This is a genomic window from Gordonia sp. YY1 (assembly GCF_009872315.1).
GTDB lineage: Bacteria > Actinomycetota > Actinomycetes > Mycobacteriales > Mycobacteriaceae > Gordonia > Gordonia amicalis.
The window spans coordinates 65608-90521 of sequence record NZ_WXYI01000009.1; the positions used below are offsets into that span (position 1 = coordinate 65608).

Annotated in this window: 25 protein-coding genes; 10 read left to right on the plus strand and 15 right to left on the minus strand. The window is 68.7% G+C overall.

Annotated elements, in window-relative coordinates:
* Positions 1-62 precede the first annotated feature (62 nt).
* Positions 63-1109: an iron-containing redox enzyme family protein gene (locus tag BPODLACK_RS13520; protein WP_024497310.1), complete on the plus strand. Its 1047-nt coding sequence runs from the start codon at positions 63-65 to the stop codon at positions 1107-1109.
* A 9-nt stretch (positions 1110-1118) separates the two neighbouring features.
* On the opposite strand, the gene BPODLACK_RS13525 is transcribed toward BPODLACK_RS13520, so the two are convergent.
* Genes BPODLACK_RS13525 through BPODLACK_RS13535 form a run of 3 tightly spaced genes read right to left on the minus strand, consistent with a single transcriptional unit; the run spans position 1119 to position 2743 of the window.
* A complete protein-coding gene (locus BPODLACK_RS13525) occupies positions 1119-1361 on the minus strand; it encodes a CDGSH iron-sulfur domain-containing protein (RefSeq protein ID WP_024497309.1) in 243 nt (80 codons plus the stop codon).
* Entirely contained in the window at positions 1358-2116 is a 759-nt protein-coding gene (locus tag BPODLACK_RS13530) for a HemK2/MTQ2 family protein methyltransferase (protein WP_024497308.1), read from the minus strand. The genes BPODLACK_RS13525 and BPODLACK_RS13530 overlap by 4 nt, the downstream gene beginning before the upstream one ends.
* Before the next feature lie 36 nt (positions 2117-2152).
* The gene (locus BPODLACK_RS13535) at positions 2153-2743 is read right to left on the minus strand and encodes a suppressor of fused domain protein (protein ID WP_024497307.1); all 591 of its coding nucleotides are present in this window, start codon (positions 2741-2743) and stop codon (positions 2153-2155) included.
* A 58-nt stretch (positions 2744-2801) separates the two neighbouring features.
* Between BPODLACK_RS13535 and BPODLACK_RS13540 the strand changes: the two genes are divergently transcribed.
* Positions 2802-3506 (plus strand): metallophosphoesterase family protein, encoded by a 705-nt coding sequence (locus tag BPODLACK_RS13540; protein ID WP_024497306.1) that lies wholly within the window; start codon positions 2802-2804, stop codon positions 3504-3506.
* Positions 3496-4353 (plus strand): chromosome partitioning protein ParB, encoded by an 858-nt coding sequence (locus BPODLACK_RS13545; protein ID WP_159405463.1) that lies wholly within the window; start codon positions 3496-3498, stop codon positions 4351-4353. The genes BPODLACK_RS13540 and BPODLACK_RS13545 overlap by 11 nt, the downstream gene beginning before the upstream one ends.
* 28 nt (positions 4354-4381) lie before the next feature.
* On the opposite strand, the gene BPODLACK_RS13550 is transcribed toward BPODLACK_RS13545, so the two are convergent.
* The 5 genes from BPODLACK_RS13550 to BPODLACK_RS13570 all read right to left on the minus strand — a co-directional run bounded on the left by BPODLACK_RS13550 (position 4382) and on the right by BPODLACK_RS13570 (position 9742).
* Positions 4382-5563: an ABC transporter ATP-binding protein gene (locus tag BPODLACK_RS13550; RefSeq protein WP_024497304.1), complete on the minus strand. Its 1182-nt coding sequence runs from the start codon at positions 5561-5563 to the stop codon at positions 4382-4384.
* A 3-nt stretch (positions 5564-5566) separates the two neighbouring features.
* Positions 5567-6397: a carbohydrate ABC transporter permease gene (locus tag BPODLACK_RS13555; RefSeq protein ID WP_006437251.1), complete on the minus strand. Its 831-nt coding sequence runs from the start codon at positions 6395-6397 to the stop codon at positions 5567-5569.
* Positions 6398-6401: 4 nt separating this feature from the next.
* Entirely contained in the window at positions 6402-7640 is a 1239-nt protein-coding gene (locus tag BPODLACK_RS13560; RefSeq protein WP_081712364.1) for a sugar ABC transporter permease, read from the minus strand.
* A complete protein-coding gene (locus BPODLACK_RS13565; RefSeq protein ID WP_191834893.1) occupies positions 7637-9088 on the minus strand; it encodes an extracellular solute-binding protein in 1452 nt (483 codons plus the stop codon). Before BPODLACK_RS13565 ends, BPODLACK_RS13560 begins: the two co-directional genes overlap by 4 nt.
* Positions 9089-9253: 165 nt before the next feature.
* On the minus strand, positions 9254-9742 hold the full coding sequence (locus tag BPODLACK_RS13570; RefSeq protein WP_024497301.1) for a general stress protein: 489 nt from the start codon (positions 9740-9742) through the stop codon (positions 9254-9256).
* Between the two features lie 84 nt (positions 9743-9826).
* On the opposite strand from BPODLACK_RS13570, the gene BPODLACK_RS13575 reads away from it, so the two are divergent.
* The 4 genes from BPODLACK_RS13575 to BPODLACK_RS13590 all read left to right on the plus strand — a co-directional run bounded on the left by BPODLACK_RS13575 (position 9827) and on the right by BPODLACK_RS13590 (position 14352).
* The gene (locus BPODLACK_RS13575; protein WP_024497300.1) at positions 9827-11140 is read left to right on the plus strand and encodes a magnesium transporter MgtE N-terminal domain-containing protein; all 1314 of its coding nucleotides are present in this window, start codon (positions 9827-9829) and stop codon (positions 11138-11140) included.
* Complete coding sequence (locus tag BPODLACK_RS13580; protein WP_024497299.1) at positions 11137-11658, plus strand: DUF1003 domain-containing protein; 522 nt, start codon at positions 11137-11139, stop codon at positions 11656-11658. The genes BPODLACK_RS13575 and BPODLACK_RS13580 overlap by 4 nt, the downstream gene beginning before the upstream one ends.
* A gap of 368 nt (positions 11659-12026) precedes the next feature.
* Positions 12027-13136: a lytic transglycosylase domain-containing protein gene (locus BPODLACK_RS13585; protein ID WP_159405464.1), complete on the plus strand. Its 1110-nt coding sequence runs from the start codon at positions 12027-12029 to the stop codon at positions 13134-13136.
* A 70-nt stretch (positions 13137-13206) separates the two neighbouring features.
* Entirely contained in the window at positions 13207-14352 is a 1146-nt protein-coding gene (locus tag BPODLACK_RS13590) for an Mrp/NBP35 family ATP-binding protein (RefSeq protein WP_024497298.1), read from the plus strand.
* 10 nt (positions 14353-14362) lie between these two features.
* Here the strand turns inward: BPODLACK_RS13590 and tatB are convergent, their stop codons facing one another.
* From tatB to sigE, 4 genes are all read right to left on the minus strand, one after another.
* Positions 14363-14827 carry a Sec-independent protein translocase protein TatB gene (tatB, locus tag BPODLACK_RS13595; protein ID WP_024497297.1) on the minus strand — a complete coding sequence of 155 codons (465 nt, stop codon included), beginning with the start codon at positions 14825-14827 and terminating at the stop codon, positions 14363-14365.
* Positions 14828-14843: 16 nt separating this feature from the next.
* Positions 14844-16382 carry a S1C family serine protease gene (locus BPODLACK_RS13600; RefSeq protein ID WP_040004856.1) on the minus strand — a complete coding sequence of 513 codons (1539 nt, stop codon included), beginning with the start codon at positions 16380-16382 and terminating at the stop codon, positions 14844-14846.
* Positions 16379-16900 carry a hypothetical protein gene (locus BPODLACK_RS13605; RefSeq protein WP_006437241.1) on the minus strand — a complete coding sequence of 174 codons (522 nt, stop codon included), beginning with the start codon at positions 16898-16900 and terminating at the stop codon, positions 16379-16381. Before BPODLACK_RS13605 ends, BPODLACK_RS13600 begins: the two co-directional genes overlap by 4 nt.
* Before the next feature lie 203 nt (positions 16901-17103).
* Entirely contained in the window at positions 17104-17724 is a 621-nt protein-coding gene (sigE, locus tag BPODLACK_RS13610) for an RNA polymerase sigma factor SigE (protein ID WP_006437240.1), read from the minus strand.
* A 289-nt stretch (positions 17725-18013) separates the two neighbouring features.
* Here sigE and BPODLACK_RS13615 point away from each other — a divergent pair, with 289 nt between their 5' ends.
* On the plus strand, positions 18014-18661 hold the full coding sequence (locus BPODLACK_RS13615; protein ID WP_006437239.1) for an O-methyltransferase: 648 nt from the start codon (positions 18014-18016) through the stop codon (positions 18659-18661).
* A gap of 114 nt (positions 18662-18775) precedes the next feature.
* Here BPODLACK_RS13615 and BPODLACK_RS13620 read toward each other — a convergent pair whose 3' ends face one another.
* The 3 genes from BPODLACK_RS13620 to rfbD are packed head-to-tail and all read right to left on the minus strand — an operon-like array spanning position 18776 to position 21805.
* Positions 18776-19909: a sugar phosphate nucleotidyltransferase gene (locus BPODLACK_RS13620; RefSeq protein WP_006437238.1), complete on the minus strand. Its 1134-nt coding sequence runs from the start codon at positions 19907-19909 to the stop codon at positions 18776-18778.
* A gap of 44 nt (positions 19910-19953) precedes the next feature.
* The gene (locus BPODLACK_RS13625) at positions 19954-20850 is read right to left on the minus strand and encodes a glycosyltransferase family 2 protein (RefSeq protein WP_006437237.1); all 897 of its coding nucleotides are present in this window, start codon (positions 20848-20850) and stop codon (positions 19954-19956) included.
* Between the two features lie 4 nt (positions 20851-20854).
* A complete protein-coding gene (gene rfbD / locus BPODLACK_RS13630) occupies positions 20855-21805 on the minus strand; it encodes a dTDP-4-dehydrorhamnose reductase (protein ID WP_040004855.1) in 951 nt (316 codons plus the stop codon).
* A gap of 565 nt (positions 21806-22370) precedes the next feature.
* Between rfbD and BPODLACK_RS13635 the strand changes: the two genes are divergently transcribed.
* A complete protein-coding gene (locus BPODLACK_RS13635) occupies positions 22371-24173 on the plus strand; it encodes an LCP family protein (protein ID WP_236577673.1) in 1803 nt (600 codons plus the stop codon).
* Positions 24161-24910 (plus strand): TIGR03089 family protein, encoded by a 750-nt coding sequence (locus BPODLACK_RS13640; protein WP_024497290.1) that lies wholly within the window; start codon positions 24161-24163, stop codon positions 24908-24910. The genes BPODLACK_RS13635 and BPODLACK_RS13640 overlap by 13 nt, the downstream gene beginning before the upstream one ends.
* Positions 24911-24914 lie beyond the last annotated feature (4 nt).

Here is a 24914-nt window from a genome sequence, read left to right on the forward strand (position 1 = left end):
CCCCGGATACCCGGGGAACGATCCGCGTCCGCGCCAGGCGTCGCGGACCAGAGGAGTGAGGAGTGCTGGTGTCAGCTGAGGCGATCGCTGCGGATCCGACCACGGTCGGAGTCTTTCGCATCCCGACGCTGCCACAGGCACGCGGTCCCCTGTCCGAGGCGGTGATCGACCTGCTGCGCAGCGATCCCGATACGACACCCACCGTCGACGTGACCGCAGCACTGCACGACCCGGCCCCCTACGGCGACGACCTGCAGCTCGCGCTCTACCTCTGCTACGAGATGCACTACGTCGGATTCGCCGACGCCGATGTCACGTGGGAGTGGCAGCCGGCGCTGCTGTCGCTGCGCGCCGAACTCGAGCGGCGGTTCCTGGAGGCCCTCCACCGCGACGTACCCGCGGCCGCCGAGGACGAGTCCGTGCAGGTCGAGATGGACGAACTCTGCATCGAGAACCTCGACGGCGACGGCGCGTCGTACTTCCTCCGCGACAACGGGACCTGGGAGCAATACCGCCAGATGTTCGCACTGCGGTCGCTGTATCACCTCAAGGAGGCCGATCCGCACGCCTGGGCGATCCCGCGACTACGCGGGCAGGCCAAGGCGTCTTTCGTCGCAGTCGAATTCGATGAGTTCGGCGGGGGTCGCGGTCGTGCCGTGCACCAGGAGCTCTTCGCCGACCTGCTCCGCGCGTCGGAGCTGTCCGCCGACTATCTCGGCTACCTCGACTCCGTCCCCGCCGCCGCCCTGACGCCGGTGAACCTGATGTCGCTCTTCGGTCTTCACCGCCGCTACCGCGGTGCGGCCGTCGGACACCTCGCGGCCACCGAGATCACCTCACCGCCCGGGTCCCAGCGACTCCTCGCCGGACTCGAACGGCTCGACGCACCCGAGGCCTGCCGGCACTTCTACCGCGAACACGTCGAGGCCGACGCGGTCCACGAGCAGATTCTGCGCACCGACGTGGTCGGCGACCTCGTCCGAACGGATCCGAGCGCCGAGGCCGACGTCATCTTCGGGATCCGCGCCTTCTTGTTCGTGGAGGACGCACTCGAAGCACACGTGATGGGTGCTTGGGAACGCGGCGAGAGCGCTTTCCCCGGGATCTAGAAGAACGAACTAGTCAGCCGAGCGCCGACGTCGCTTGCGATGACTCGTGTCGCACAGCGGATAGTTCTTGCTGCGACCGCACGCGCAGATGGCGACCATGAAGCGGTCGGACTGCACACGGCAGCCATCCGGTAGTTCGATGTCGACCGGCCCTTCGACGAGCACCGGTCCTCCGCGGACGACCCGCACCGCGGTGCGCTCGGTGCCCGCGCCGTTCTCGGTTCGCGCCACGGTGACGTCCTCCAGGGTCATGCCGAATGCTCCGTGTCAGTAGTGTGACCCTCTGCCGGCTCCCCGTCGACCTTCCGGTCGCCCGGTGCGACGGCTGCGATGCCGACCAGTCGCTCGACGCGGCATCCGCGCTCGAGCAGTCCGCGTTCCTCGAGCCACTCGGCCCGGGCGGTCATGACGGGACCGAACGGGATGAACCGCTCCGAGACGACCTCGGCGTGCAGACCGGCGGCATGAAGAGCCCGCAGCGACGCCTCCTCGTCGGCGAACTCGGAATGCACCAGCAGGAACGCTCCGCCGGGACGCAGCAGCGTCGGGACGTGTGCACACAGGAGGTCCAACACCGCCCGACCGTCGAGGCCCGCATCCCAGGCATGCGACGGTCCCGCCGGGTGATAACGGGGATCGTCGACCGGGGGGGTCGGTACGTAGGGAGGGTTGCAGGTCACGACGTCGTACTGCCCGACGTGACGGGTCAGATCTCCGTGTTCGACGGTGATGGACACCCCCGCCGATCTCGCGGACCGGCGCGCATACGCGACCGCGTCGGCGGAGGCGTCGACGGCGGTGACCTCGGCGGCGCCCCGACCAGCGGCTGCGATGGCGATCGCACCGCTGCCGGTACACAGGTCGAGGACGCGTTTGCCGTCCACTCCCAGGGAGTGCACCAGGTCGATGAGCAGCTCGGTGTCCTGCTGGGGCAGATAGACCTCGCCGACCGCGGAGGCGGCGACCGTGGCTCGCGGCGATGCGGGCGATGCGGATGTCAGCGTCACCAGTGCATCGTTCCCGCCGGGGAGCCGCACGAAACCTCAGCCGGGTGTGGCCGAGGCGCGATTTGGTTCGGCGACATCGATGCCGGCCTCCTGCCAGGCGTCGCGCAACGCCTCAGCCCCCTTCAGTCGTACCCAGGCCGCCTCGTTCGCCGTGATCGGCACCGCCCGCAACAGACGGACGGAATCCATGGGGTCGGGCAACTCGACCTCGCCGAGTTCGTCGTCGGACAGCAACACCGCGGTGCAGGTGGCGCCGTCCCAGAGCGGTTCGCCCAGGTCGACGAGGGCGTCGGCGTCGAGGATCAGCCCCTCGACGGCGGGTGCGGCCGCCAGCGTCGCCAAGCGCCTGTGCAGACCGGGGAGCGGCGAACCCGCCCGCATGCGTACCACCAGTTCGGCCCGCGGCCCCCGCACCGGGTCGGCGTGGAGGTCGGTCGGATCGGTCATCGGGTGGCGTGCACACCCCGACGTGACGTACACCAGCTCACCGGGGGCGGAGTCGCCGAGCACGAACCGCAGGACGTCGATCGGCTCCACACCGAGGAACGTCACCGACGCTCGTTGTGGTTCGGCGCCCAGCCGTTCCCTGACATGTCGCCCGACGAGTTCGGTCACCGCTTCAGTCACGTCCGTCAGGCTACCGAGAAGACTGTGACCGATTTGAGCCCTCGTCTAGCCTGGAGCAATGGTCCGGGTTCTGGCGGTCGCCGACGAGGTGGTGGACTCTCTCACCTTCGGCATCGGGATCGAGGGGCGTCCCGACCTCATCCTCGGCGCGGGCGACCTCCCGTTCGACTATCTCGAGATCCTCGCCTCGCTGTGCGACGCACCCTGTGTCTACGTCCCCGGCAACCACGACCGTGAACTCCGCGGCTACCACCGCGGACGCACCGGGTGGACCCGTGCGGGCCTACCCACCGTGGATCCCGGTCCGCGCGGCGGGATCAACGCCGACGGTCGGACGGTGACGGTCGCCGGACTGCGGATCAGCGGTCTCGGCGGAAGCCGGCGATACAACGGCGGCACAAACCAGTACACCGACACCCAGCAACGACTCCGGTCGATGCGTCTGCGCTGCGGAAACGTTCTGTCGAGGCCCGTCGGTCCGGGTCGGGGCGGCACCGACATCCTGCTCACCCACAGCCCGGCGCGCGGGGTCGGCGATGGCGACGACACCCCGCATCAGGGTTTCGACTGTTTCCACCCGCTCGTGCATGCGTTGCGCCCGACGCTACTGGTGCACGGGCACGTCCATCCCTACGGCAGCAAGTCGCGCGATCTGCCGATCGGCGAGACGACGACGTCGATGAACGTCGTGGGCTTCTGCCAGTTCGACATCGATCCGGCGAGCCGGAACGTCGAGATCGTGAGACGCAGACATGGCGCGTGACACCGGATTCCCCGACGCCGACGCCGGCAACGACTTCGCCCGGCTGCGCCGCCAGGCCGAACGTGCCCGTCTCGCACAGTGGTTCATGCGTCAGCCGGCGGACGTCAACACCATCCTGCCGTTCGACGAGGTCGTCGCGGCGCTCGGGGCGACGGGCAAGACCGTACTCGGACTCCAGGTCGTCGAGGTGTCCTCGATCGTCGGAAGCTTCGACCGCACCAAGGATTTCGACCGCTACTTCCGCCCCACCTCGTCGCGGCTGCGGGAACGGTGGCAGCGGATCGCCGCCGCGCAACGCCGCGGTGAGTCGGTGCCGCCGGTTCAGCTCTACCGGGTCGGCTCGATGCACTTCGTCATCGACGGCCATCACCGTGTGTCGATCGCCATCGCCCGCAACCTGACCACCATCGACGCCTATGTGACCGAGATCCACACACGAATCTCACCGGAGGGCATCAACGCACCGTCGGACCTGATCCTCAAGGATCACCGCCGGCTGTTCCTGTCGCGGGTGCCGCTCGAGGGTGCGCAGGCCGAGGCCATCACCCTGACCGACCCGTTCGACTACGCCGAACTCGCGGAGAACGTGGAGGCGTGGGGTTTTCGGCTGTCTCAGGAGATCGCTGAGTTCCTGAGTCGCACCGAGGTCGCCCGGCGCTGGTTCGGCGAGGAGTTCCTGCCCGTCGTCCGCATGGCCCGCCGGGCCGGCATCCGCGACGATCTGACCAGCGACGCCGAACTGTACATGTGGGTGGCCTGCGAACGTTATCGGCTGGTACGCAGGCACATCTGGGACGAGAAGGTGTTCGACGAACTGCGCGACCACTCCCACCAGAGACGGCGGTAGTGGTCGCGCAGCGAGTCGATAACCGGGTTCAACGGCGGCGCAGCGACTCTCCCGAGCTCTGATCGAACACCGCCACCTTCGAGGCGTCGTAGAACAGCTCGGCGGTCGAACCACGGCGGACCATCGAATCCGGCGACAGGCGGGCGATGAGCTGACTGCCCCCGAGGTCGGCGCCGGAGTCGGCGGACAGCTCGGCGAGCGCGTCGCTCGACGCCCGGCTCGATCCGTCGCCGATGCCGAAGTAGGCGTAGATGTCCGAGCCCATCGATTCCAGGACTTCGATGTTCGCGGTGAACGTCGCACCCTGCCGACGCGTGGTGTCGTCGACCAGTGACGCGTCCTCGAGGTGCTCGGGGCGGATGCCGATGAGAACCTCACCGCTGCTTCCGACGTCGCCTGCACGCGACACCACGGCGCGGTGATCGTCGAGGGCGATCGTGCCGATCGCGGTCTCGATGCCGTCCGTGCCGAGGCGGCCGGACAGGAAGTTCATGGCCGGCGAACCGATGAACCCGGCGACGAACACGTTGGTCGGGTTGTTGTAGAGCTCCTGGGGCGTACCGATCTGCTGGACGTGCCCGCCGCGCAGGACGACCACACGATCGCCGAGGGTCATGGCCTCGGTCTGGTCGTGCGTCACGTAGACGGTGGTGGTCCCCAGGCGCTGCTGCAGCTGGGCGATCTCGGTCCGCATCTGCACGCGCAGCTTGGCGTCGAGGTTCGACAGCGGCTCGTCCATGAGGAATGCCTTGGGCGAGCGCACGATCGCGCGGCCCATCGCGACGCGCTGGCGCTGGCCACCGGACAGGTTGGCCGGCTTGCGGTCGAGGTACTGACCGAGATCGAGGATGCGCGCGGCCTCGTCGACCTTGGCGGCGATCTGATCCTTCGGCAGTTTCTGCAGGGTCAGCGGGAAGGCGATGTTGTCGCGCACCGACATGTGCGGGTAGAGCGCGTAGCTCTGGAACACCATCGCGATGTCACGGTCCTTGGGGGCGCGCTCGTTGACGCGCTCCCCGCCGATCCGCAGCTCGCCCGAGGTGATGTCCTCGAGGCCCGCGATCATGTTCAGCGTCGTCGACTTTCCGCAGCCCGACGGGCCGACGAGGATCACGAACTCGCCGTCGGCGATCTCGATGTCGACCCCGTCGACCGCGGTGGAGCCGTCCGGGTACTTCTTGGTGACCTTGTCCAGAACGATGTCTGCCATGGGTTATCCCTTCACGGCGCCGGAAGTCAGACCGGCCACGATTCGACGTTGGAAGAACAGCACGAAGATGATGATGGGGATGGTGATGACGACCGCGGCGGCCGAGATCGAACCGGTCGGCTCCTCGAACTGAGAGCTGCCGGTGAAGTTCGCGATGGCCACCGGTGCGGTGATCGCCCGTTCGGTCGAGGTCAGCGACAGGGCGAGAAGCAGGTCGTTCCAGGCGAAGATGAACACCAGGATCGCCGCGGTCACCACACCCGGCGCGGCCAGCGGCGCGATCACCTTGCGGAAGGCCTGCCACGGGGTGGCGCCGTCCATCTTGGCCGCCTTCTCGAGTTCCCAGGGGATCTCGCGGAAGAAGGCCGACAGTGTGTAGATCGCCAGCGGCAACGCGAAGGTGATGTACGGCAGGATCAGGCCCGGCCAGGTGTCGAAGAGACCCAGACGCCGCTCGATGTTGAACAGCGGTGTCACCAGCGAGATCTGCGGGAACATCGCGATCAGCAGCGCGGCCCCGATGAGGACCTTCTTGCCGGGGAACTCCAGTCGCGCCACGGCGTAGGCGGCCATCGTGCCCAGGATCACCGCGATCAGGGTGGTGATCAGACCGACGCCGATCGAGTTGATCAGCGCCGAGGTGAAGGCACTGGTCTCGAAGATCGACTTGTAGTTGTCGAGGGTGAACTCGGCCGGGATGAACTTCCCGTCGGTCACGCTCGACGCCGGCTTGAACGACAGGCTGATGATCCACAGCAGCGGGATGAGTGCGTACAGGATCACCAGGATGTTGGCGATCGTCCACCACGCCTTGGACTTTCCGCTCGAATTCACCGGATTACCTCCCCTCGTCGTCGGAACCCGGTGCGGCGGTGCCGAACCCCTTGATGAACACGAACGCGATGATCGCCACGCAGATGAAGATCAGGATCGAGATCGCCGATCCGACGCCCAGGTTGAACGCGCCGAACAGGTTGTCATAGCCCAGCATCGACACCGAGTAGGTGTTGTTGGACCCGCTGGTGAGAACGTAGATGTTGTCGAACACGCGGAACGCGTCGAGGGTGCGGAACAGCAGCGCGACGAGGATGGCCGGCTTCATCAGCGGAAGGATGATGCGCCACAGGCGCGTCCACGCACCGGCACCGTCGACCTGGGCGGCCTTCAGCAGGTCGTCGGGCACCAGCGCCAGGCCCGCCAGCAACAGCAGCGCCATGAACGGGGTGGTCTTCCAGACCTCGGCGAGGACGATGATCGCCAGCGACGGCCACTGTTCGGTGAGCGGCGCACTGCCGTCGGGCAGCAGGTTCGCCAGATAGCCGGTGCCGGGCGTCCACGCGTAGTACCACGAGAACGCCGCGGCCACGGTCACGATGCCGTACGGGATCAGGACGACGGTGCGGATCGTGCCGCGTCCGAAGATGGTGCGGTGCATCACCAGTGCGATGGCCATGCCGAGGACGAGCTCGATGAGCACCGACACGACCGTGATACCCACCGTGACGCCGAAGGCCGTCCACCAGTAGTTGTCGGTCAGCACCGTCGCGTAGTTCGAGAACCACACGAACTCCCGCTCTCCGGGCGCGGACAGGCTCATCTTGTTCAGCGAGAGCCAGACCGCGTAGATGATCGGATATCCGGTCACCAGCAGCATCATCAGCGCGGCGGGCGCGACGAGCCAGAAGGCCAGCCGCCGCTCGGCCGTCTTGCCCTCACTGCGCTTGCGGGGCTTCGGTGCCGCTTCATCGCGGCGTCGTTCGGCCACCGCGGTGGCGGCTGCCGATGACCGTGCCACGCCGACGGATCCGGGATTCGACCCGACCGGGTTCGCGGGCGCCGAACCGACCCGGGCCGAACCGGGTGGAACCTCGTGGCGTCCTCCCGGTGGCGCCTTCCACAACTCGTCGGAGTGCACGGGCGGGCTGTCCCCCACGATGGGGATCGGGCCGGTCTGGGCGGGCGCATCGTCGGGCAGCGCATGACGGCCGGGGCGGAACGCGGACTCGTCGGCGGAGTCGTCCTCGTTCGGTGCGCGCCCGCCCGGAGTGTTCCCGCCGGGTGTGTTGTGATCGGTCACGGAACCAACCCTTCCCCGTCGATTGCCTTCTGGACGGCCTCGGCGAGTTCGTCCACCAGTGTTTCCGGATCCCACGCCCCGACCGGACTCAGCTTTGCTTGCAGCAGCGTCGAGATCGCCTGGTAGTCAGGAGACTTCGGACGAATCGCAGCATGGTCGGGTTCGAGCTGACGCTTGATTTCCTGCGCCATCGGATAGGCGAGGCGGAAATCTGCGTCGTCGTAGATGGATTCGATCACCGGGGGCGGACCCGCGTTGAGCGAGAAGTTCTTCTGCGACGCCTCGCTCGTGATGCACTCGGCCGCACGGAAGGCCAGGTCCGGCTGCTCGGAGGTGCTGGCGACGGCGATGTTGATCCCACCGAGGGTCGTCTTGGTGGGCAGGCCCTCGAAGCCCGGGTACGGGGCGAAGTCGAAGACCTTCTGCATCTCCCGGTTGAGCGGGAGCACATCCCGGTCGGACGGCGGATTCTCGCTGTCGGCGTACAGGTCGGCGTACTTCGTAAGGTCCAGGAACGGGACGGATCCCGCGACGGCGTTCTCGCGCATGCCGGGGAACACGAAGGGCCAGTTGACCTCATAGAGCGCCTCACCGCTCTCCATGCCCAGGCGGGCGGCACCCTCGTCGGAGTTGGTCAGCGACGGGTCGGCGCCCGGTGCGGTGGCCACCGCCTTGAGTGTCCGGAGGGCGCGGACCGTGGCCGCGCGATGCTCCGGAGTGTCGTTGAGCGTGACCTTGTCGGGGTTCTCGGGGTCGACGACCTGGCCGCCGGCACTGACGAGTACCGAGTTGAACCAGACCATCAGGCCCTCATATTGCCTGCCCTGCACCATGATGTAGGTCGGTCCGCCGTTGCGGCCGCTGACCAGTGCATCCTCGAGCATCCCGTCCCATGTCGAGGCGGGACGACGGCGGTCGACCTTGTCCTGCAGCACATCCTTGCGGTACCAGAGCAACTGGGTGTTGGTGGAGAACGGGATGGCGTAGAGGCGTTCGCGCTCATCCTCATCCGTCTTCCACACCGCGGTGTCGAGCGGACCGCCGAGGGTCCGCGCGGACACCTCCGCGGCCATCGCGTCGGGCACCGGGACCATCCAGCCCGCGTCGGCGAACTCAGCGGTCCACACCACGTCCATGCCCATGAGGTCGAGCCCGGAATCGTTGCCGGCGAGGCGGCGGGCCAACTGCAGCCGCTGATCGTCGGCACCCTTCGGCAGGGGCGTCGTGACGATCTTGTACTCACCGTTGGATTCGGCGGAACACTTGTCGCCGATCGCGGCGAAGGTGTCGGCACCGTCGGCGGGTGGATAGAAATTCAGTACGCCCGCTTCATATCCCGAGCCGCACGCCGACAGCACGGGGAGCGCCGCGGCCGCGGCGACCGCCGCCGCGAGGACCTTTCGCCTTACGCGACTTGTGGTTCGATACCTGCTGACCCTGCTCCGCACGCAGCCTCCTCGATGTCGTACGCGGCGGAGTACCCGAGGTGCTCCGCCGTGAGCGTCCGAGGTGCAACGCTATACGTCACGATTCGTGACATGCAACACATTCGGCATGGGCGTGCCACTCCGTCGCCGATTGTGATCGCCCCGTGTCCGCCGACGGTCGAGACCTCACATCGTCAGGCGCGCGAGCATGTCGCGGGCTTTCTCTGCACTTTTGGGATCGCAGAGGACGTCGTAACGGCCGGCGACGAGCTGCATGGTCGACGCGAAGTCGCGCTGGCCGCGTGTCGCAGCATACGGAATCGTCGCCGAGATCACACCGAAGACCATGCCGCCGACGAGACCGACCAGGATCGGCCCCAGGGGCGAACCGGCGAAGACGAGTGAGACCAGGATGCCGAAGAAGAGGCCGAGCCAGGCCCCCGAGACCAGACCTCCGCCGATCACCTTGCCCCACGTCAGGCGTCCGATGACACGCTCGACCTGCATGAGGTCGACGCCCACGATCGTGACGTCCTCGACGGAGAAGTTCTCGTCGGACAGATAGTCCACCGCCCGCTGCGCCTCGGCGTAGGTGCTGTAGGAGCCGATCGGCCACCCCTTGGGCGGCGTCGGCAGTCCCGGCGTCTCCCGACCCGGGCGCATGGGATTCGTCATTTCGGGACCTCCCTGTGAAGTCGAGTCTGCTGTTCCGCGCTCGCCGACGGCGTTGGCCGAACCGATGGCACTACCCTTACTCCCATGTCGTCGGTGAGCAAGGTGTTCGTGGCCAGATTAGTCGGGTTGGCCGTCCTTGGTCCCGATGGTGAATCCATCGGGCGGGTCCGCGACGTGGTGATCTCGATCCGATTGTCGGGTCAACAACCACGCGCACTCGGCCTCGCGGTCGAATTGACCACCCGCCGAAGGATTTTCGTTCCCATGCTGCGCGTCACCGGGATCGAACCGCAGGCGGTGACCCTCAACACCGGCACGGTGAGCCTGCGGAAACTGCATCTTCGCCCCGGCGAGGCCCTGGCGATCGGCCAGATCCTCGACACCCGGGTCCGGGTCACCGACCCGGACCTGCCCGAACTCGCCGACGCCGACGTGACGGTGGTCGATCTCGGCATCGAACGCACCCGCACCCGGGACTGGGTCGTGTCGCGGGTCGCCATCCGCGCGGGCCGACGCGGTCTGCGCCGGCGTCACGAGACCCACGTCGTGGAATGGTCCAGCGTCCAGGGCATCACCCAGTCCGCCCTCGACCTGCCCGGCCAGGGCGTCGCCCAGGCGCTGATGCAGTTCGAGGGGATGCGCCCGGCCGACGTGGCCAACGCGCTCCGGGAGCTGCCGGCCAAACGACGTGGTGAGATCGCCTCGGCGCTCGAGGACGAGCGGCTCGCCGACGTGCTCCAGGAACTGCCACCCGACGATCAGACGGCGATGCTCACCGCCCTGGGTCGCGATCGGGCCGTCACCATTCTCGAGGAGATGGACCCCGACGACGCGGCCGACCTCCTCGGCGAGCTCCCCGACACCGAGGCCGAGGCGCTGCTCGAGGAGATGGACCCGGAGGAATCCGAACCGGTCCGTCGACTGCTGCTGCACTCCCCTGACACCGCCGGTGGTGTGATGACCTCCGAACCGATCATCGTCACCGCGTCGACGACGATCGCCGAGGCACTCGCACGCGTCCGCAACCCCGACCTCACCCCCGCTTCGGCGAGCATCGTGTTCGTCGTGCGTCCCCCGACCGCGACGCCGACGGGCAAGTATCTCGGCTGTGTGCACCTGCAGGCCCTGCTGCGCGAGCCGCCGGCCCACCTGGTCGGCGGAATCCTCGACACCGACCTCGCGCAATTACACCCGGAAGACTCGCTGGAGACGATGACGCGCTATTTCGCGACCTACAACCTCGTCTGCGGCCCGGTGGTCGACGAGGCCGGCCACCTGCTCGGCGCCGTCAGCGTCGACGACCTCCTCGACGAGATCCTGCCGCGCGACTGGCGTGAGACCGAACCCGAGGACGTCGACAAGCGGACCGGCGCCGGCGCGCAGGTGAGGATCCGATGAGCGAGCAGGGCGGTCGCAAACTCGACATCCCCAGCACCAGGCGCACCATCTCGTTCAACCTCGATTCCGACGTCGTCGGGATGTACAGCGAACGTGTCGCCCGGTTCCTGGGCACGGGCCGGTACCTGCTGATCCAGACCGTCATCGTCGTGGTGTGGATCGCGCTGAACCTGGTCGCGGTGACGATCCGGTGGGACCCGTATCCGTTCATCCTGCTCAACCTCGCGTTCTCCACGCAGGCGGCCTACGCCGCGCCGCTGATCCTGCTGGCCCAGAATCGTCAGGAGAACCGGGACCGCGTGGCGCTCGAGGAGGATCGGATGCGGTCGGCGCAGACCAAGGCCGACACCGAGTTCCTCGCGCGTGAGCTGGCCGCCGTCCGCCTGGCCGTCGGCGACACGGTGACGCGCGACTACCTGCGCAAAGAACTCGACGAGCTACTCGATGAGCTGACCGAACGGTTCGGTGCACGCAACGAAGCCTCGGACGACGCGGACGGCGTCGAGAAGTCCCGTTGAGCGGACCACGTCTCCAGGAGGTCCCGGCACCGCCCGATACCACTCCGTGACGTCACTCCAGTAACTTCTCTCCCATGGGTTTGCCGCCGTAACTTCTCGCGGCGCAGCGACGAAGTGAGTGACGACGAGTAAATGCGGAGTTCGCCATTGGGTCATCAGACCCAATATGTATGGTGGGTCACAGTTCGGCCGGATCCCGGTGTCGGTCACGACGCCAGACCCGGTTCGGACACATCCGCTCTCGGCTCCAGGCCGTGCGGCCGGAGCGGGCAATCACTGCGTCCTCGGGGGGCAGACGTGTGGTGTTGTGACAACGGAGTACATGTGATCGAGAAATCGGTGCTGGCGAACCGCCGGGGCGGTGGCCGATGAGCCCGCTGAACCTGGTGCGCCGCCGTCGTGGGCCGCAGCGTCCCCTGCACTTCCCGCGGCGAGCCGCGACGATCGTCGTCGGTGGCGCACTCGTCGGCACGATGGTGCTGGGCACGGCGTCATCGAGTGCGCACGGCGTGCTCGCCGCAGCGACCCCCGAACCCGAGGCCCCGGTCGTCGTCGCAGATGTCGTGCCGGGTTCGCCCGTGACGCTCCTGGGTTTCGCGCCGCCGCCGGAGAAGCCTGCCGCCGCGCTTCCCGCGCCGCAGTTCCGACTCGCGAACGATCTCCCCTCCGGTCCTCTCGGCATCCCCGGCGTGGTCCTGCAGGCCTACAAGCTCGCCGCGAACCGGGTCGGCGTCGAGAGTCCCCAGTGCAAGCTGCCCTGGTTCCTGCTCGCCGGCATCGGCCGCATCGAGTCCAATCATGCGAGCAACGGTTCGGTCGACCAGTACGGCACCACCATCAACCCGATCGCCGGGCCCGTGCTCGACGGTTCCCTGGCCGGCAACGCGGTCATCAAGGACACCGACGGTGGACGCATCGACGGCGACCCCGGGCACGACCGGGCCATGGGACCGATGCAGTTCATCCCCAGTACCTGGGCGTCCTGGGGCTCCGATGCAAACGGCGACGGCAAGTCCGACCCCAACAACATCTTCGACGCCACCTACTCTGCGGGACGCTACCTGTGCGCCGGGGTCAGCGACATCATGAGCGAGGGCACCCGCGTCGCGGCGGTGCTCCGGTACAACCGCTCGATGGAGTACGTCGCGAACGTACTCGGCTGGGCCGGCGCCTACGCCACCGGCGTCATGCCGACCAACCCGATCCCGGAGGCGAAACGCAAGGCGTCGAGTTCGTCGAGCAAGAGCAAGTCGAGTTCCTCCTCGTCCTCCACGCCGCCGTCGGGTCCGTCGTCCTCGTCGCCGTCGGTACGCAGGCCCGCACCGCCGCCGCAGAACTGTTTCATCGTGTGCCTGCCGACGATCACCCTGCCCGGACAGGTGCCCCCGCCGCCGCCCAAGAAGCAGGCTCCGGTGACCAAGAAGGCCCCGCCGGAGAACCGGTCGGGACCGGCGACGACACCGGTGCCCGTTCGCTGATCCGGCACCGCACGACCGCCTGCCGGGACCACCACCGTGGTCCGTCGGCGGCGCCGGTAGGCTGGACCAGATGACAACAGGAGTCGCGCCCACGGAATCGGCAGTTCGCGCCGCCCTGGGCAAGGTCAAGGATCCGGAGATCGGCAAGCCCATCACCGACATCGGGATGGTCAAGTCGGTCACCGTCAACGACGATGCGAGCGTCGACGTCGGGGTGTATCTGACGACGTCGGGGTGTCCCCTGCGCACCGAGATCGTCCAGCGGGTGGAGACCGCCGTCGCCGATGTCGCCGGTGTCGGTGCGGTGCGCGTCGAACTCGACGTGATGGACGACGAGCAGCGCACCGAGTTGCGCAAGAAGCTGCGCGGGGACAAGGCCGAACCGGTCATCCCTTTCGCCCAGCCCGGGTCCCTGACCCGCGTCTACGCCGTCGCATCCGGTAAGGGTGGCGTCGGAAAGTCCAGCGTCACGGTCAATCTCGCGGCCGCACTGGCCGAGCGCGGACTCAGCGTGGGTGTCCTCGACGCCGACATCTACGGCCATTCCGTCCCCCGGATGCTGGGCAGTGACGCCAAGCCCACCCAGGTGGAGCGGATGATCATGCCGCCCATCAGCCACAACGTGCGATTCATCTCCATCGGCCAGTTCACCGAAGGCAACACCCCGGTCACCTGGCGCGGACCCATGCTGCACCGCGCGCTGCAGCAGTTCCTCGCCGACGTCTACTGGGGCGACCTCGACGTCCTGCTCCTCGACCTGCCCCCGGGCACCGGCGATGTCGCGATCTCCATCGCGCAGCTGATCCCGGGTGCGGAGATCCTCGTGGTCACCACACCGCAGCAGGCCGCCGCCGAGGTCGCCGAGCGCGCCGGTGCGATCGCGCTCCAGACCCGCCAGAAGATCCTGGGCGTCGTGGAGAACATGTCCTGGCTCGAGCTCCCCGACGGCACCCGCATGGAGCCGTTCGGCTCGGGTGGTGGCGAGCAGGTCGCCGAACGCCTCACCCGTGCGGTGGGCGCACCCGTGGAGCTCTTGGGTCAGGTCCCGTTGGAGACCGCACTGCGCGAGGGCGGCGACGCGGGTGTTCCGGTGGTCTTGTCGGCCCCCGACTCCCCCGCCGGCTCAGCGCTGCGGTCGATCGCCGCGAAACTCGCCGTCCGCAAGCGCGGACTGGCCGGGATGAGCCTCGGGCTCGACACCGTCCGCCACTCCTGAGGAGTTCCGATCAGGTCGCGTCCCAGTCGGTGACGGCGGGACGGCCACCTGTACGACGCTCTGCCGGTGCAGTGTCGGACGACGGCTGTGCCGGGGTGTCGGTGTTCTTGTCGAGCGACATCGGCGCCGACACCGGCTTGATCGGTGGCGCCGGGGTGGTGCTGCGATCGACGGTGGTGGCGTCCTCGCCCAGGCGGAACAGCGAGTCGTCGCCGTCGAGAAGGTGCTTGGTGACGATCGAACGCGGCGTCATCCCCCGCAGCTCGTTCAGGTCCGCGAGAGGTTTGCGCAGATCCTCGAACTCCGGACCGAGTTCGTCCTTGAGCTGGTTGGTCGCACCGGTCGCATAGTCGCGGACTTTGCGGAGCGACTGCATCGACCAGGACACCGCGCCCGGGAGTCGTTCGGGCCCGAGGATGACCAGGGCGGCCACGACCAGGATCGCGATCTCGCCCCATCCGATACTGCTGAACATCTGCCTCGTCCCGGTGTCAGTCGCTCGCCGGCGTGATGGTGCCGTTGAACGTACGCCCGTCCCGCCAGTACTGGAACGGGATCTCTTCACCGATCTTCGCGGTCCGGACCGCGACATTCAACTCGTCGGCGCTCTCGATGGGCCGGTTGTTCAACGAGGTGATGACGTCGTTCTCGCGAACTCCGGCGCGTTCGGCCGGTCCGCCGGACACCACATTGCGCACCTGGGCGCCCAGGACACGCTCGTTGCGGACCGAGCTCGCGTTGATGCCGATCTGGGGGTGGTTGACCTTGCCGTCGCGGATGAGGGCTTCGGCGATGGGCTTGGCCTCGTCGATCGGGATGGCGAATCCGAGCCCGATCGAGCCGCCGCCGGCACCGAGCCGACCCGCGGTGTTGATGCCGACGACCTTGGCGTCGCCGTTCACCAGCGGACCGCCGGAGTTGCCGGGGTTGATCGCCGCGTCCGTCTGGATCGCGTCGATGACCGCGTCGGTGTCGGATTCGGCGTCGGGCGTGAGCGCCACCGCGCGGTTCGTGGCACTGACGATGCCGCTCGTCACCGTCCGGTTGAGCCCGAGCGGCGATCCGAAGGCGACGACCTCCTCGCCGATCTGCAGGTCCGCGGAACTACCGAGGACCGACACGGTGGGATTCCTCACGTTCTCGACCTTGAGCACCGCGAGGTCGGTCTTGGGGTCACGTCCGACGATGCGTGCCGGGACACGCTGACGGTCGAAGAAGACGACCTCGAGCTTGGCGCTCTTGTCGTTCGCGGCCATCGAGATCACGTGGTTGTTGGTGAGGATGTACCCCGCCTTGTCGATGACGAAGCCCGAACCGGTCGAATAGGCCCCCGACGCCCGGACGTCGATGGCGACCACGGATTTCTCGACGGAACGCGCCACCTCGGCGATCGGCGAACGCGGCTCCGAACCGTTTCCGGGGTCGTCGGTGGACAGCTCCACGGAATCGGTGGTCAGCGGCGCCGCGACCTCGGCGGTCCACCGCCCCATCAGACCGCCGACGACGGCGATGAGCAGCGCGATGATCGCGAGCGCCGCGAGCGCGCTCCAGCTGATGCGGTTGCCCAGCAACACATCCCGGACGCCGAGTTTCGGGCCGGGGTCGGTGGCCGGCGTCGAGGCGCTGGTCGGCAGGGCGGGATCGACGAGCCGCGCGGGGCTCTCCGGATCACGCCAGGGGTCGTTGCGCGGCGGCTCGTCCTCGGTCTGGCCGTAGGTGGCGAGCGGATCGCGCTGGAGGGTCTCGTCAGAGCCGGGCGGACGCCCGAATGCCTCGGCGAGGACGGGGTCCGGGTCGGCGACGTGCGGTTGCGGCGCGGAATGGCTGCCGGCATCGGCGGCGAACGAACCGCGCACTCCCGAGGGCCGGCCGAAGACCTGCGCCGTTGCCGGCGATACGGGGGCGTGCCGCGGCCGCCCGGGCGTCAGCCGTTGCGAGTGTGGGGGTTCTTCGCGACGCGCGAACTCCGCGTCACCGCCGGGAGTCGAGGTGTCCTCGCCCTGGGGTCCGGTTCCGTCGGTCACGTTCACCTACCCCGACGGCGGAAGTTACGGCCGCGGCCGGTGTCGCGCATGAGCGGGTTCACGGGCGGGCGCATCGCCTCGCGGGCGCCTGGGATGCCGTCGGTCGGGGTGTCCGAGCCGAGGTCGATCTCGCGGGTCGGGATCTGAGAGAGCGCTCCGAGCAGCGAGGCGGGCACCGACACCTGGCCGGACTCGCGCAGGCGGGTACGGGCCAGGGACTGGGCGTCGACCGCCGCCACACACTCCGGGCAGAGCGCCAGATGGTGGGTGGCGCGAGCATGCGCCGACATACCGAGCTCACCGTCGACGAAAGCGGCGACCGCCTCGGGGGCGAGATGTTCGGTCGGGGCGAAACGGCGTCCACCGGCGGTGCCCGGCGCGCGATAGCCGCGGTTGGGCAGGAAGGACGACGGGGCCGGAGTCCACGAGTCGGCACCCCAGGAGGATCGCCGGCGACGAAGATTGGGGGTCGGGGGCTCGACACCGCCGCCCGGGGTCGGACGCCCGCGATCGCCGTCCATCATCGTCGGTCACCCCTCTCCACGACGTGTCCGCCGTACTCCGTTGTCATCACCTCTGCCGAGTCTGCTCGCCACGGTACTCACCGTCGGCGGGCTGTGCCGCCGCACGGGGTGTGACCGGGGCCGCACGCAACGTCTCAGCTTATCCGAGTCAGACAACGACGCTCATCGACTCGTGGTTCCCGAGCCTGACGAGCCGGGGATCGTCAGCTGTGCGCGCCGATCGCGACCGAACGGCTGCTGGTGTGCCCCTGGGCGGCCAGCGCGTCGCGGATGCTCTGGCGGCCACGGTGGATGCGACTGCGGACGGTGCCGAGCTTGACACCCAGGGTCGCGGCGATCTCCTCGTAGGACAGCCCCTCGATGTCACACAGGACGACGGCGGCGCGGAAGTCGGGCGCCAGCGAGTCGAGGGCGCGCTGCAGATCCGGGTCGAGGTTGGTGGCGTCGAAGATCTGCTGGGGGTCGGGGGTGTCGGCCGGCACGCGGTCGTACTCCTCGGGCAATGCCTCCATGCGGATCTTGCTGCGGCGGCGGACCATGTCGAGGAACAGGTTGGTGGTGATGCGGTGCAACCAGCCCTCGAAGGTGCCGGGGCGGTAGTTCGACAGCGATCGGAACACCCGGATGAAGGTCTCCTGCGTGAGATCCTCGGCGTCGTGCTGATTCCCCGACAGGCGGTAGGCCAGGCGGTAGACGCGGTCGGCGTGCTCGCGCACCAGTTCATCCCATGACGGCATCAGCAGTTCGTCGCCGGTGGCGTCGAAACCTGCGGTGCCCGCCGGAACGGCGGGCACTTCGTCGGTGGAATCGCGGGAATCGGTCATGGTGGGTGGTCGGTTCCTCTCTCGTGAACACAGCCCGGTGACCCAGAGCACTCACCGTGTCGAACAACGTCGCACCGGTCCGGTATTCCCAACGCGCCGGGGCTTCACACCGACTCGCCGGGCAGTACCGTCAACCGGACGCACTCACCCTCTCGTATCGGAGTGTGGTCGCCGTATGAGTCCCCTGAGTGTTCCCTGAGGATGTGACGGGCTCCGACCGCGGCCCGGGATTCGCCCAGGTCGGCGTGCCATGTCCGCGTTGACCGGGCCTGCGGTCTAACCTCGACGCGTGACCGAGTCAACCCCGTCCGCCGGCCCCGATCTGATCGCCTACGCCGAGTCGGCGATCGTCGAGGACGACGCCGTCATCGCCGCCCGTGCCCGCGCAGAGGAACTGGGTGCCACGCCCGTGAGCCCAGCGGTCGGTGCGCTGCTCGCACTCCTGGCCCGCACCGCCGACGCCAAGGCCGTGGCCGAGATCGGCACCGGCACCGGCGTGAGCGGTCTGTGGTTGCTCAACGGCATGGCCGCCGACGGGGTCCTGACCACCATCGACCCCGAACCCGAGCACCATCGTGCGGCGCGGGCGTCGTTCGCCGGGGCCGACATCTCCCCCGGCCGCACGCGCCTGATCAACGGCACACCCACCGACGTGCTGCCGCGTCTCTCGGACACGTCCTACGACCTGGTCTTCATCGACGGTCCCTTGCTGGACCTGCCGCGGTTCGTGACCGAGGCCGTCCGCATGCTGCGCGACGGCGGTGTCGTCGTGGTGCACAACGCGACGGCCGACGGCACCGTGGGCGATCCGTCCCGCACCGACCCGCCGACCGCGGCCGCGCGCGAGGCGGCCCTGCTGATCGCCGACGACGAGCGCCTCCTGCCGGTCGTGATCCCGCTCGGGCCCGGTGTGCTCGCGGCGGTCAAGACCCGCTGACCACAACGCAAACCCACCCATTTTCGGCAGATCCGCCCCCTGAGGGGGTGCTGGGTTTGCCGAAAAAGGGTGGGTTTGCGGGGTCTCACACGCGCGCCGAGTTCGCGAGGCGCCTCACACGTCAGTCGAGAAGCGGATTCCGTTGTCGGGGATCTCGATTCCCGGCCACACGCGTGCGCCGCGCAGGAGTTCGCAGCGCGCACCGATGTCCGCGCCGTCGCCGATGACGGTGTCGCGGATCAGTGCCCGCGGACCGATTCGTGCGCCGAAACCGATGATCGAGCGCTCGACGACCGCACCGGCCTCGATGACCGCGCCGTCGAAGACCACCGCACCGTCGAGGCGGGCGCGGGGCCCGACCTCCGCGCCTCGGCCGACGACGGTGCCGCCGATCAGCAGGGCACCCGGGCCGACGCCGGCACCCTCGTGGACCAGCGACTCGCCGTGGCGATCACCGAGCGCCGGTGACGGTGCGATGCCGCGCACCAGGTCGGCCGAGCCGCGGACGAAGTCCTCCGGGGTGCCCATGTCGCGCCAGTAGGCGTGGTCGACGTGGGCGTGGACGTGCTTGCCCTCGGTGAGCAGGCGCGGGAAGACCTCGCGCTCCACCGAGACGGGCACGCCATACGGGATCGACTCGATGATCTTGCGGTTGAAAACGTATGTGCCGGCATTGATCTGATCTGTCGGCGGGTCCTGGGTCTTCTCCAGGAAGGCGGTGACGCGGCCGTCGCCGTCGGTCGGCACGCAGCCGAACGCGCGCGGATCGCTCACCCGGACGAGGTGGATGGTCACGTCGGCGTCGGCCGCGCGATGGCTGTCGATGACGTCGCGCACATCGGTGCCGCCGAGCACGTCGCCGTTGAACACGACGATGGTGTCGGCGGTCAGCTCGTCGAGGACGTTGCGGATGCCGCCGCCGGTGCCGAGCGGCTCGTCCTCGGTGACGTAGCGCAGACGCAGGCCCAGTTTGGAGCCGTCGCCGTAGTACTCGCTGAACACCTCGGCCTTGAACGAGGTACTGAGGACGACGTCGCGGATCCCGGCCGCGTGGATGCGCGACAGCAGGTGCGTGAGGAAGGGCAGGCCCGCGGTGGGCAGCATCGGCTTGGGCGCCGAGAGCGTGAGCGGACGGAGCCGGGTGCCCTTGCCGCCGACGAGGACGACCGCCTCGACGCCCTCGGCAACAGGCGCCGATCCGCCGACGGACGCGCGCCCCACCGACTCGCGCACGGTGTACTGATCCACTTGATCGGTCCCTTCTTCGTGATGTCCGGTATTCACTTCAGCACTCATCCGTTGTCTTCGCTCGTCGAGGTGTTCTCCGTCGACGTGGTCCGGCGGGCCGCTCGGACCGCAAGACGCGACCGCGCGGCCAGGCCGACGCGCAGCGCGAGCCGCAGCGGTGCACGCCACACACCGGGGTTGCGGTCGGCCTGGAACCGATAGGCACTCTCGTGGTGTGCGGGCAGCATCTTCTCGGGGTTCCGACCGGCGCTGTGCCCCTTGGTGTGCACGATCTCGGCCGAGGGGACATAGACGTTCTGCCAGCCGGCCTTGCCCAGGCGGTCGCCCAGGTCGACGTCCTCCATGTACATGAAATAGCGGGGGTCGAAGCCGCCGACGGCGTCGAAGGCCTCCCGTCGAACCAGCAGGCACGACCCCGAGAGCCAGCCGACGGCCCGTTCCGACGGCGCCTCGTCGTCGGCGCGATAGGCCGCGGTCCACGGATTCTTTTTCCACACCGTGCCGAGGATGGCGTGACCGGTGCCGGAGACGAGGTCGGGAACGCGTCGCGCCGACGGGTAGATGGTGCCGTCGGGTTCCCGGATGAGCGGTCCCAGCGATCCCGCACGCGGCCAGCGCCGCGCAGCGTCGAGGAGTTCGTCGATCGAGCCCGGCTTCCACTCGACGTCCGGGTTGGCGATGAGCACGAACTCGATGTCGGGATCGATCTCGGCGACCCCGCGGTTCATCGCGCGGCCGTAGCCGAGGTTGCCGCCGGTGCGGACCAGTTTCACCGACTCGTAGTCCTTCTCGGCCTGTTCGGGTGCACCGTCGTCGGAGCCGTTGTCTGCGATGACGACCTGCGGCATCACATCGGTCACGGCGTCGAGACTGCGAAGGAATGTCGCGAGGTGATCACCGGAGAAGTAGGTCACCGTGACGACGGCTAGCTGAGCGGGCACCGGCTCAGGGTAACGAACCGCCCGGCTCGACGATCGACGCGTGCAGCGCGGCGCGCCAGTCCCGTAGCGGCGTCAGCCCCGCCGCGGCCCAGGAGCGTCCGGAGAGCACCGAATACGCCGGACGCGGTGCCGGGCGCCGGAACTCCGCCGTGGTGGTGGGCAGCACGCGTGAACGTTCGGCGCCGACCTCCTCGAAGACGGCCGCCGCCACCTCGAACCACGTCGCGCGGCCCGCGTTGGTGGCGTGCAGGACGGTTCCGGTGACCTCGGGGCGGGGCCCGGCGGCCACCAGCTCCCACAGCCCGTCGGCGAGGTCGATGCAGTAGGTGGGCGAACCGAGCTGGTCGTCGACGACCGACACGGTGTCGCGTGTCTGCTCGAGACGACGCATCGTCCCGACGAAGTCGCGGCTCTCGGGTCCGCCGGTGTAGACCCACGCGGTGCGCACGACGGTGGCACGCGGGTCCGCGTCGAGTGCGGCGCGTTCACCGGCGAGTTTGGTTGCCCCGTAGACGGTTGCCGGTTCGCCGCTCACGTCATCGGGTTCGTAGCCGTCGGGACGGTCGCCCGCTGAGCCCGGGCCGTCGAGCGGGGTACCGGGAAAGACGTAGTCGGTGGAGACATGGATCAACCACGCCCCCGCGGCGGCGGTCTGGGCGGCGAGCAGTGCCGGACCGGTGACGTTGACCCGGCGCGCACCCTCCGGATCAGACTCGGCACCGTCGACGTCGGTGTAGGCGGCACAGTTGACCACGACGTCGCCGGCGCCGAGGTCGCCCAGCGCGGCCGCGACCGATGTCTCGTCGGTGATGTCGATGTCGGCGGAGGTCAGCGGACGCCACACCACGGAGTCGGGTGCCTGGGCAGTCCTCTCCTGGAGTGCGGTGCCGAGCTGCCCGCCGGCGCCGACGATGTACACGGTGGGGGTGCTGGGCGTGACACGCATGGCCACCATCGTGCCGCAGACCCCGGCGTGCCACGACTCGGCCGTCCATCAACACGTGACGACCGCTACTCGACTTCTCGGCGTTGCGTTCTCGAATTCCCGAATCACTTCAGTAGCCTGGCGACAGCAACATCAGCTTTCACTCCTGCACCGACAATCCCATGGCGCGGACCGACCGGACGCCACCGTCGAGCAGCACGACGACCACGAAAGGGACCGCGGACCAGTGGATTCACCATCCGACGGCGCACGTGGGCGGCCGCGCCCCAGGCGTGCGGTACCGCCGGAGCCGGGCAGCCGGCGCACTCCGGATGCCGATCACGGCCGACGGCCGGTGCGCGGCGAACGCACTGGTGAACCGGGGTGGCCGCCTCAGGGCGCCCGCCCGCGTCCCGCCGACCCCGAGCCCGGCGCTCCCCGACGCCGGGTGGTGCGTGGTGCTCCCACGACGCAGTCGCGAGCCGAGTCCGCACAACACGCACGGCGCCAGCCGCCGCCCGAACGGATCCCCGCCCGGGATGCCGAAGGCAGGCCTCGTCGACGCCCCGCGGAGCCGCGCGACCCCCGCAGGCGTGTGCCCCCGCAGGAACCGGCGTCTCCCCGCCGGCCGCGGCGTGGCGACGAGCCTCTCGGCCGACGCTCGTCCGGCGAGATCCACACGCGGTCGGCACCCGCCGAACGTAAGCGTTCCGCGTCACCGGATTCCGCCCGCAAGCGCGTCCCTCGACCCGACGCCGAGAAGGCTCCCGCGAAGAAGGCCGCACCGAAGAAGGCCGCACCGAGGAGAACCCCACCGAAGAAGGCCGCACCCGGGAAGCACGCTTCGGCAGGAACAGCCCGAAGTGCTGCCGCGGTGACCGAAAAGCTCTCGGCCACTGCAGAGTCCACCACACCGACCGCTCCGCCGACCGCTCCGCCCGGCACCGTCACTCGCCCTCACGCCGGATGGGCGTCGGGCGCCGGATGGGGTCGCGCGTTGATCGCGATCGCATCGGTCGCCGTGCTGCTGTGCACCGGTTACGCATGGAACACGATGTCCGACCTGGAGACTCGCATCACGCAGCTCGGCGGACTCGGTCTGGGTGGTGCGAAGGACGGCGCCGTCGACATCCTGTTGGTGGGCACCGACTCCCGTACCGACGCGAAGGGCAACCCGCTCTCGCCGGAGGAGGTCAAGCTCCTGCGTTCGGGCGAGGAGGTCGCCACCAACACCGACACCATCCTGCTGGTGCGCATCCCCGAGGACGGTTCGTCGGCCACCGCGATCTCGATCCCACGTGACTCGTACGTCGACGTACCGGGTATCGGCATGAGCAAGATCAACGCGGCCTACGGCACCACCCGCGAAGGCGTGCGCGCCCGCGCCGTGGAAGCCGGGCAGTCGCCCGAGAAGGCGGAGAAGGAAGGCACGCTGGCCGGCCGGAAGGCGTTGGTGGACACCGTCGCCAACCTCACCGGCGTCCAGGTCGACCACTATGCGGAGGTCGGCCTGCTCGGCTTCGTCCTGCTGACCAATGCGGTCGGCGGCATCGACGTCTGCCTCAACGCCCCGGTCCGGGATCCGTTCAGCGGCGCGCGTTTCCGCAAGGGTGTCCAGACCCTCGACGGGCCCAGGGCACTGAGCTTCGTGCGCCAGCGTCACGGACTCCCGCGCGGCGACCTCGACCGCATCACACGTCAGCAGGCGTTCATGGCGTCACTGACCCAGAAGGTGTTGTCCGCAGGCACTCTCACCGATCCGGGAAAGCTCTCGGAGATGCAGAACGCGGTGGCGCGGTCGATCGTCATCGACGACGGTTGGAACATCATCAACTTCGCGGAGCAACTCAAGGACCTCAGCGGCGGCCGCGTGAAGTTCTCCACCATCCCGATCGTCACCGAACAGGGTTGGAGCGAGGACGGTCTGCAGAGCGTCGTCCAGGTGGATCCGCAGGCGGTGAAGACGTACACCAGCGACCTCCTCACCCCGAAGCAGGCCGGAGCCGACGCCCAGCGCGGCGATTTCAAGGTCGACGTCGTCAACGCGGGCACCATCGACGGACTGGGTTCGAACGTGGCGAACATCCTGACCAACAAGGGTTATCAGTCCGGTGAGACCTCCAGCGGCAAGGCCGACACCAAGGACTCGGTGATCTACGCGAAGGAGAACGGCGACGCCGCGCGGCTGCTCGCCAAGGACCTCGGCGGCGTGAAGGTCGTCGAGGACCCGAACCTCGCCGACGACCAGCTCAAGGTGGTCCTCACCAACACCTACGCCGGACCGGGCGGGCTCGGCGACACCGGCGACCAGTCCGACAACACCCCGGCCAGTGAGCGTGTCGGCAACAAGCGCCCGCCGATCACCGCCGCGAACAAGGGGCCGATGTGCGTGAACTGAGCAGTCCGAACACCGTCGCCGACGCGATCTTCGGTGCGGTGGCCGATCATTCGCGTCCGCTGCTGACGTACTACGACGAGGCGACCGGCGAGCGCACCGAACTGTCGGCGGCCACCCTCGGCAACTGGGCGGCCAAGACTGCCAACTATCTCGTCGACGAGATCGGGGTGGGCGCGGGGGACGTCGTGGTGGTGGACCTCCCCGAGCACTGGCAGACGGCCGGGATCGTGATCGGCTCACTGTGGGCCGGCGCCGACGTCCACCTCGCGGACGCCGATGCCGCGGAGGCCGCTTCGGAGCCACGGGTGGTCTTCACCTCGCGCGACCGGCTCGACGACCATCCCGACGCCGACGAGGTCGTGGTGGCGTCACTCGATCCGTTCGCGCTGCCGTTGCGTGATCTCCCGCCCGGGGTCGGCGACTACGGGAGCGTCGTGCGGGTGCACGGCGACCAGTTCGTCTCGCGGTCCCCGGCGGTCGAGGCGCTCGACGGGATGCCGACCGCCGAGGTGGTCACCGAGGCACGCACCGTCGCGGAACGCGACGGCATCGCCGCCGGTACCCGCGTGGTGTCGACGCGTCCCTGGCACACCGCGCCCGGCGTGCTCGCACACCTGCTCGCACCTCTGGTCGCCGGTGGCAGTCTGGTGCACGTCGCGAACGCCTCCGCCGAGCGGGTGGCGGCGGTCGCGGAGGTCGAGAAGGCCGGAGTCGTCCTCGGAACACCCTCCGAATAGCCGC

Excerpts from the sequence above, each read along its gene's own strand:
- BPODLACK_RS13525 (WP_024497309.1), bottom strand. The coding sequence starts at position 1,361 with ATGACCCTGGAGGACGTCACCGTGGCGCGAACCGAGAACGGCGCGGGC.
- BPODLACK_RS13540 (WP_024497306.1), top strand. The coding sequence starts at position 2,802 with ATGGTCCGGGTTCTGGCGGTCGCCGACGAGGTGGTGGACTCTCTCACC.
- BPODLACK_RS13545 (WP_159405463.1), top strand. The coding sequence starts at position 3,496 with ATGGCGCGTGACACCGGATTCCCCGACGCCGACGCCGGCAACGACTTC.
- BPODLACK_RS13550 (WP_024497304.1), bottom strand. The coding sequence starts at position 5,563 with ATGGCAGACATCGTTCTGGACAAGGTCACCAAGAAGTACCCGGACGGC.
- BPODLACK_RS13570 (WP_024497301.1), bottom strand. The coding sequence starts at position 9,742 with ATGACGAATCCCATGCGCCCGGGTCGGGAGACGCCGGGACTGCCGACG.
- BPODLACK_RS13575 (WP_024497300.1), top strand. The coding sequence starts at position 9,827 with ATGTCGTCGGTGAGCAAGGTGTTCGTGGCCAGATTAGTCGGGTTGGCC.
- BPODLACK_RS13580 (WP_024497299.1), top strand. The coding sequence starts at position 11,137 with ATGAGCGAGCAGGGCGGTCGCAAACTCGACATCCCCAGCACCAGGCGC.
- BPODLACK_RS13585 (WP_159405464.1), top strand. The coding sequence starts at position 12,027 with ATGAGCCCGCTGAACCTGGTGCGCCGCCGTCGTGGGCCGCAGCGTCCC.
- BPODLACK_RS13590 (WP_024497298.1), top strand. The coding sequence starts at position 13,207 with ATGACAACAGGAGTCGCGCCCACGGAATCGGCAGTTCGCGCCGCCCTG.
- tatB (WP_024497297.1), bottom strand. The coding sequence starts at position 14,827 with ATGTTCAGCAGTATCGGATGGGGCGAGATCGCGATCCTGGTCGTGGCC.
- BPODLACK_RS13605 (WP_006437241.1), bottom strand. The coding sequence starts at position 16,900 with ATGATGGACGGCGATCGCGGGCGTCCGACCCCGGGCGGCGGTGTCGAG.
- sigE (WP_006437240.1), bottom strand. The coding sequence starts at position 17,724 with ATGACCGATTCCCGCGATTCCACCGACGAAGTGCCCGCCGTTCCGGCG.
- rfbD (WP_040004855.1), bottom strand. The coding sequence starts at position 21,805 with ATGGTGGCCATGCGTGTCACGCCCAGCACCCCCACCGTGTACATCGTC.